Source organism: Bacillus sp. SIMBA_008, from assembly GCF_046535495.1.
Classification (GTDB): Bacteria; Bacillota; Bacilli; order Bacillales; family Bacillaceae; genus Bacillus; species Bacillus subtilis.
The window spans coordinates 1-416 of sequence record NZ_JAWRWL010000052.1 but is presented as its reverse complement, the minus strand read 5'-3'; the positions used below and the strand labels follow the sequence as shown (position 1 = coordinate 416).

At 68.3% G+C, this 416-nt stretch carries 1 protein-coding gene; it reads right to left on the bottom strand.

The features are described from left to right. Positions 1 to 84 precede the first annotated feature (84 nt). On the bottom strand, positions 85 to 416 hold a 332-nt coding region (locus SB658_RS22050; RefSeq protein WP_410602322.1), incomplete at its 5' end, for a haloacid dehalogenase-like hydrolase.

Genomic DNA, 416 nt, shown 5'->3' with positions numbered 1-416 from the left:
CTCAGATTCCGGATCGTCACCGTCGCCATGCCGCACCTCCTTGACAGCACAATGCTAGCAATCCGCCCCGGCGGAAACAGGGCTTCAGCCCAGCCGGCGGAATCGTATTCCGGCATACTCGAACGCCGTCACCGAACGTCGCGATGGCCCGACGAGAACGACGTCCTGCGCGAGCTCAGCCAGCGGCAGATCGCTCGCCGAGTCGGTGAAGAAGCGTCCCAAGCGTCCGGTCGGGTGCGCGGCGCGGAGTGCGGCGGCCTTGCGTCGTCCGACGTTGTGCGACCGGAAGCTCGGCCCGGCGTGCGAGAACACGAACTCCGACGCGTGTACCTCCGCGCCGGACACGCCGATCTCCGCCAGGAACCGCTCGGCGAGGAACCTCTCGGTGGCCGTCGTCACCAGGCACGCACCTGCGG